This window comes from Acidobacteriota bacterium, from assembly GCA_022340665.1.
GTDB lineage: Bacteria > Acidobacteriota > Thermoanaerobaculia > Thermoanaerobaculales > Sulfomarinibacteraceae > Sulfomarinibacter.
The window spans coordinates 1-5,786 of the sequence record JAJDNM010000078.1 but is presented as its reverse complement, the minus strand read 5'-3'; the positions used below and the strand labels follow the sequence as shown (position 1 = coordinate 5,786).

At 62.2% G+C, this 5,786-nt stretch carries 5 protein-coding genes; 1 reads left to right on the top strand and 4 read right to left on the bottom strand.

Translation table 11 applies throughout. From position 1 onward, the window contains the following. A partial coding sequence (locus LJE93_09725) for a hypothetical protein (protein MCG6949176.1) occupies positions 1-379 on the top strand: 379 nt, incomplete at its 5' end. 184 nt (positions 380-563) lie between these two features. Here LJE93_09725 and bglX read toward each other — a convergent pair. The 4 genes from bglX to LJE93_09705 all read right to left on the bottom strand — a co-directional run bounded on the left by bglX (position 564) and on the right by LJE93_09705 (position 5,414). Continuing rightward, positions 564-2,843, bottom strand: coding sequence for a beta-glucosidase BglX (bglX, locus tag LJE93_09720; GenBank protein MCG6949175.1), 2,280 nt, complete (start codon positions 2,841-2,843; stop codon positions 564-566). Between the two features lie 80 nt (positions 2,844-2,923). Beyond that, positions 2,924-3,373, bottom strand: a complete 450-nt coding sequence (locus LJE93_09715; protein MCG6949174.1) for a hypothetical protein — start codon at positions 3,371-3,373, stop codon at positions 2,924-2,926. Between the two features lie 185 nt (positions 3,374-3,558). Continuing rightward, a complete protein-coding gene (locus LJE93_09710; GenBank protein MCG6949173.1) occupies positions 3,559-4,152 on the bottom strand; it encodes a DUF4252 domain-containing protein in 594 nt (197 codons plus the stop codon). 32 nt (positions 4,153-4,184) lie between these two features. Next, positions 4,185-5,414 carry an amidohydrolase family protein gene (locus tag LJE93_09705; GenBank protein MCG6949172.1) on the bottom strand — a complete coding sequence of 410 codons (1,230 nt, stop codon included), beginning with the start codon at positions 5,412-5,414 and terminating at the stop codon, positions 4,185-4,187. Between the last annotated feature and the right edge of the window lie 372 nt (positions 5,415-5,786).

Sequence of the window (5,786 nt, the reverse complement as noted above, 5' to 3'; positions counted from 1 at the left end):
CGTATTCTGGCCGCAGTTTGTCGCGGCGGATCCGGTGTCCGACGAATTGGCCTGGCTCGGGGAGATCAATCTCGACGTGATGGCGGGCGATCTCGAAGAGTTGAGCCCCTTCTTTCTCGACGGTGATTTGGCGCAGGCGCTGATCGACGGAGGAGCCTATTTCAGCAAGCGTTTTCCCGGCACCGCAGACGAGGCCAAGGGGCTGGGACTCGAGTTCTGTTCGGCCCTTTTCGAGGGTCGTTGGGATGAGGTCGTCGTTTGCACTTCGAGAACTGCCTGGGCGAGCTGGTTCATGGGAATGCAGTGGGACCGCACCTGGCTCGGGCTGGATTGCCGGGCGAGGCGGGCCTGGATATTGTGCGTCACCGATACCGACTGAGCAGGGTCCCCGCGTTTTCAGTCATCGCAATTCTTCGAAGACCACCCTGCCGGAAACGATGGTCGCCAGGATGCGCCCATCGAGCAGGCGTCCCGGCTCGGTCTCGCCGACCCTCAGGGGGTCGATATCCATCACCGAAATGTCGGCCCAGAACCCGGGTCGCGCCACGCCAGCCGGTCGGCGTTCAGCGCTCTTCGGACGCGCGAAGGAAAAATCGATTCTCAACCACGTCGGCCGAGCTTCCGCCGATCATGACGGCGAATTCTCCCGGCTCGGCTTCCCATCGGCCTCGAGCGGTGTAAAAGGCCAGGTCGTCGGCGGTCAGAGTGAATGCAACCTTCCGAGCTTGTTTGGGCTCGAGCTCGATCTTCTTGAATCCCTTGAGCTCCATGACTGGTCGGGTAACGCTGCCGACAAGGTCGCGAACGTAGAGCTGAATCACCTCGCCGCCCGCGCGGGAACCGGTGTTCTCGACCGTGATCTCGACGGTGAGCTCGTCGTCGAAGCCGATTTCAGGAGCGCTGAGACGCAGCCCGGAGTAGGCGAAGGTGGTGTAGCTGAGGCCGTGCCCGAATGGGAAAAGGGGCGTGTTGGGGACATCGGCGTAGTGTGACCAGTAGACCATTCCGGTGGGTGATGGGCGGCCGGTGTTCTTGTGGTTGTAATAGAGGGGCTCCTGGCCGACATGGCGCGGGAAGGAAGCCGGCAGCTTGCCCGAGGGGTTGTAATCGCCGAACAGGACGTCGGCGATGGCGTTTCCAGCCTCCGAGCCGAGATGCCAGGCCTCCAGAATCGCGGGCACGCTGTTCGCTATCCAGTCAAGAACCAGCGGTCTGCCGTTCATCAGGACGACGACCACGTTGGGATTGACCGCCAGCACGGCCTTCAGAAGGTCTTTCTGGACGCCCTTGAGGCCGATGTCGACCTGGCTACGACCCTCTCCCGACTGGAGGCTATCTTCCCCCAGGGCCAGCACCACCGCGTCGGCGCTGCGAGCGGCGGCCACAGCGGCGGTGAAACCCGATCGATCATCGAGGTTGAGCTCCAGCTCACGATGAATATCTCGATGACCGGTGACGAGCGGGGCACCCTCTTCGTAGCGAATATCAACGGCATCGCCGACCGCCGAACGGATGCCCTCGAGGAGTGAGACGGCCGAGTTTTCGATTGCCTTGGCGTACCAATTGCCAAGGGGCGAGTTCGTGTCGGCTGCAAGAGGGCCGATCACGGCGATCGTGCCGTTCTTCGGATCGAGGGGCAGGAAATTACCGTCGTTCTTGAGCAGCACGATCGACTTGCGCGCGACATCACGGGCCGCAGCGAGGTGCTTCCCTCTCGAAAGGATCCGTGCTTCGCGATCCGGGTCACAATACCGATACGGATCGTCAAAGAGCCCGAGTCGGAACTTGATCCTGAGAATCCTCCGAACCGCGTCGTCGATCAGCCCCTCACCAAGGGTTCCCTTCTCGACGAGGTTCCCGAGATGGTCGAGGTAGGCGCCGGACTCCATGTCCATGTCGCTGCCTGCGGCTAGAGCAAGTTCTGCCGCGTGTCGCGGGTCGCGGGCGACGCCGTGCGGAACGAGCTCCCCGATCGAACCCCAGTCCGACACGACAAAGCCGTCGAAAGCCCACTCTCCCTTGAGGATCTCCCGTTGCAGATGCGAGCTGGCGGTGGTGGGCACACCGGCGATCTCGTTGAACGAATTCATCACCGTCGCGACGCCGGCATCGACTGCAGCCTTGAACGGCGGCAGAACCACGTTTCTCAACGTGTGCTCCGAGATGTCCACCGTGTTGTAGTCCCGGCCGCCTTCGGCGAACCCGTAGCCGGCAAAGTGCTTCGCGCAGGCAGCGATGGTGTCGGTTGCCGCCAACGACGTCCCCTGAAATCCGCGCACCCGGGCGGCGGCCACCATCGAGGCCAGGTAGGGATCTTCGCCCGCACCCTCCATGATCCGTCCCCAGCGGGCGTCTCGTGCGATATCGACCATCGGCGCGAAGGTCCAGTGGATGCCAGCCGCCGCCGCCTCGGTGGCCGCGACCCGGGCGGAACGCTCGATCGCCGCGAGGTCCCAGCTTGCCGCCTCTGCGAGGGGAATCGGAAAGCTCGTCTGGTAGCCGTGGATGACATCCAGGCCGAAGATCAGGGGGATACCGAGCCTGCTGTTTTCCACCGCGAGCTCCTGAGCCCGGCGGGTTGCCTCCGCTCCGGTCACGTTCAGCATCGAGCCCACCAGGCCACTTCGAATTCTTTCGAAGCGTTGCCGGGCGTCCTTCGCCTCGGGCGGCGGCCCGGTGATGTCGAAATTGCTGGAGTACTGGTTGAGCTGGCCGATCTTCTCCTCGAGAGTCATTCTCTCGAGCAGAGAATCGATGCGAACTTCGATCTCCGGGTGGTCGGATGCGAAGGACATGACGGTGGGAAAAAGTACCATGACCAGAGCTGAAACAAGACGATTCACGATATCCCCCCAACGTGGTCTGAGGAGCATTTTACGGGCCAGGTGGCAGTCGGTCTACTCGCCCCCATGAATGACGCGGATCAGCGCGTGATTTCGGCCGGTATGAGCCGCTGGCGCAACGTGAGCGTAACCAGGGACATCGACGAGGCGATCGCCGTGTACGAGATCAGCACCGCCCCGGCCGGGAGCGGCCGATCGATAAAAAAGGCGATGCCCATGATGATCGCGGGCAGGGCCGCACCGATCGCCGTCAGCCAGCTCCAGCTCCGGTTTCTGCTGATCAGGCCGATGAGAGCACCGGCCGCCGCGACCAGCAGTGGCAGGTGGAGGAGGACCGAGCGCCGAATCGATTCCTGATAAACCTCGATGCGTTCATCAAGGGTCAGACCGTCCGCCGCGGCCTCTTGCGCGTCCACTCGAATGCGAGTGGATTCGGTTTCGTCGAGCTGCACCATCGCGACCGTCACGAGCAAGGCCACGACGGAAGCGAGAAAGAGGTCGGGTACCACTGTTCGAAGCCACGAACTCATACGGCTAGGCCGATCCTACGATTTCCCATCACTCAATGGTTTCACACTTTTTCCGGAGGGCCGGTGATCTCCGCGGGGAAACGTTACCGACGCTTGTGCTCCTGGCTGCATCACGACCTCTTGCCGCGGGGCATCCTGCCGCCCGGGTTGCGTGTCGAAATGTCTTGGATGTTGTCGGTCGCCTCTCAGTCGATCTCGAGCACAGCCACGAAATCGTCGGTGTCGACGGCCATCTCCATCAATCGATCGATCTTGCCGTGGACCTTCACGATCTCCAGCTCGTTGCCGCTCAACTCGGCGACCAGCAGCCCGTCGAGTCGACCGGAGTCGCTCGCGTGTTGGTAGACGAGGGATTCTTCGCCCTCAGAACCCTCGGTCATCACCCGGCTCCATCCGGCTGAAGCCAGCACGTCGGGAAGTGCGGCCGGGAGGCGACATTCGCTTTCGCCTTTCGAACGATAGGTCACGACCTCGAGCTTGCGGACCGTGCGGAGGATCTCGCGCACCTCGGGCTCGACCACTCCGGAGACTGCGACGATCTGCCGTGCCGCCCACATCTTGAATCTCCCGAGGCGGATCGACTCCTCGACCTTCAGCTGGCAGCCTTCCGAGCTCATCTCCACCGCTCTGCGGATCTGGGCTGCTGACGGAGCGCGCCCTCCGGCGAAGGCGGTTCCGTCGAGGATGATCGCCGCCGCGAGCACGATGATCACGGCCGTGTGGATGATCTGGCTTTTCGGCTCGGGCCGACAGAGTCGGGCCGTTCGAGAGATCCTCATACCATCTATAGACGAAAAACCCGCCGTGAAAGTTACATCTGATCGTTCGATGGCCGCGCGATGACGACTTCCGCCTGAACCGAACGGCGGTCCTCATCGATCTCCACCTCGATATGGCCGAAGGTCTCGTCTTCGAGGCAGTATCCGGCCTGGAACTCTTCGAGCGTCAATCGCTGCCCGGGATACGGCGGGAAAAGAGACATCTGGAGCGCAAACTCCACCCCTTGCGGCATCTCGTCCGAACCGAACAGGAGGTCTTCGCCAGGCACGAACCCCGCCCGGTCGATCAGCATCCGGAATGGTTGATTCACCGCACAGAGGTCTTCGGACAGGCGGTCACGGTAGTCGACCGATTCGCTGCTGAAGTTGGGCTGCATCGAGAGGGTGATGCCGAGGTCCTTGGCCTCGAGAGCCTGAACACGGTCGAGGAATGGGCAGTGCTCCATGCGAATTGCCGGACACGAGGAAAGCTGTCGTCGAGCTCTCCCCGCGACGCGGATGACCTGTTGGCTGGCGCAGTCGCCGACGGCGTGGATGGCGACCGGTTTGCCGAAATCGCCGATCCGCTCCAGGAGCTCCATCAGCTGGTCGTCGGTGCGAAACAGAAACTCCCGCTTGCCGGACAGGTAGGGCACGGTCAAGGCGGCCGTCTGGGCAGCGAGAGCACCGTCGGCGAAGAGCTTGATGCCGTGGACGAGGTCTCGTGAGGAATCGCTCATCGAAAGATAGACGTCGGGATCCGCCCACAGGCGCGTCCGGTGCCACAAACCGCTGTTTGCGAACGTATTGGCTGTATCGCCGCTTGGCAGGAGCATGTCTTCGGCTGACCACACGCCCAGCTCGAGAATTCCCCGGTAAAACTCCGACAGAGCTTGGCTGTCGCAGCCGCGGACCGTGACGATGAGCCCGAGGATTTTCGCGATGTTGCGCTGGACCCATCCGCCGTCTCCTACATTGGCAATCACCTCCAAATACCGGTCGCCAAGGAGCTGCTCGGCACCTTTGTTGATCAGGAACTCATGCAGGGCGTGGTTGCAGATGAAGACCGGCGGCATGCGCTCGAGCTCGGCGGCGTCGAACCTGTAGAGGCTGTTGTTCCAGCCCAGGACGAATACCAGCGGGTCCTCCCGCTCGCGGATCAACTCGATCGCCCGCCGTTTGTCGGTGATATGGCGAATGTCGAGACACCCGTTCATCGCGGCGTAAGTGGACGGGTGATTGTGGTGGTCGCGAAGGAGGGGGAGCCTGCATGACGTCGTCATCGGCACAAAGATACAGCCAACATGCTCTGCTATGCCGTGATTCTTTCCCGATCGACGGATTTTAGTGCCCGAGCGCGGTCCGGAAGTCGCAATGGATTCGGTTTGCAGTTCGTTTTTGCAGCCGGGGGGATGAGTACGTCGTGTGTGATAGTCCGCCAAACAAGGCAGTCTCACAAGAACGCTCCGGGAAAGGAGACGGATCATGGGTCTCTCGAGCTCGAGTTCGCCGCTGGGCAACCAGTTTCGGTGGGTTGCGACGTTGTGTGTGGGGTACGTCGTGATCCTGTCGGCAATGCCGGTTCAGGCGCAGTATTTAGCCACCGCCGGCTACTTTCAGTGCACGAACACCGACGGGGCAAACCTCAACGACGG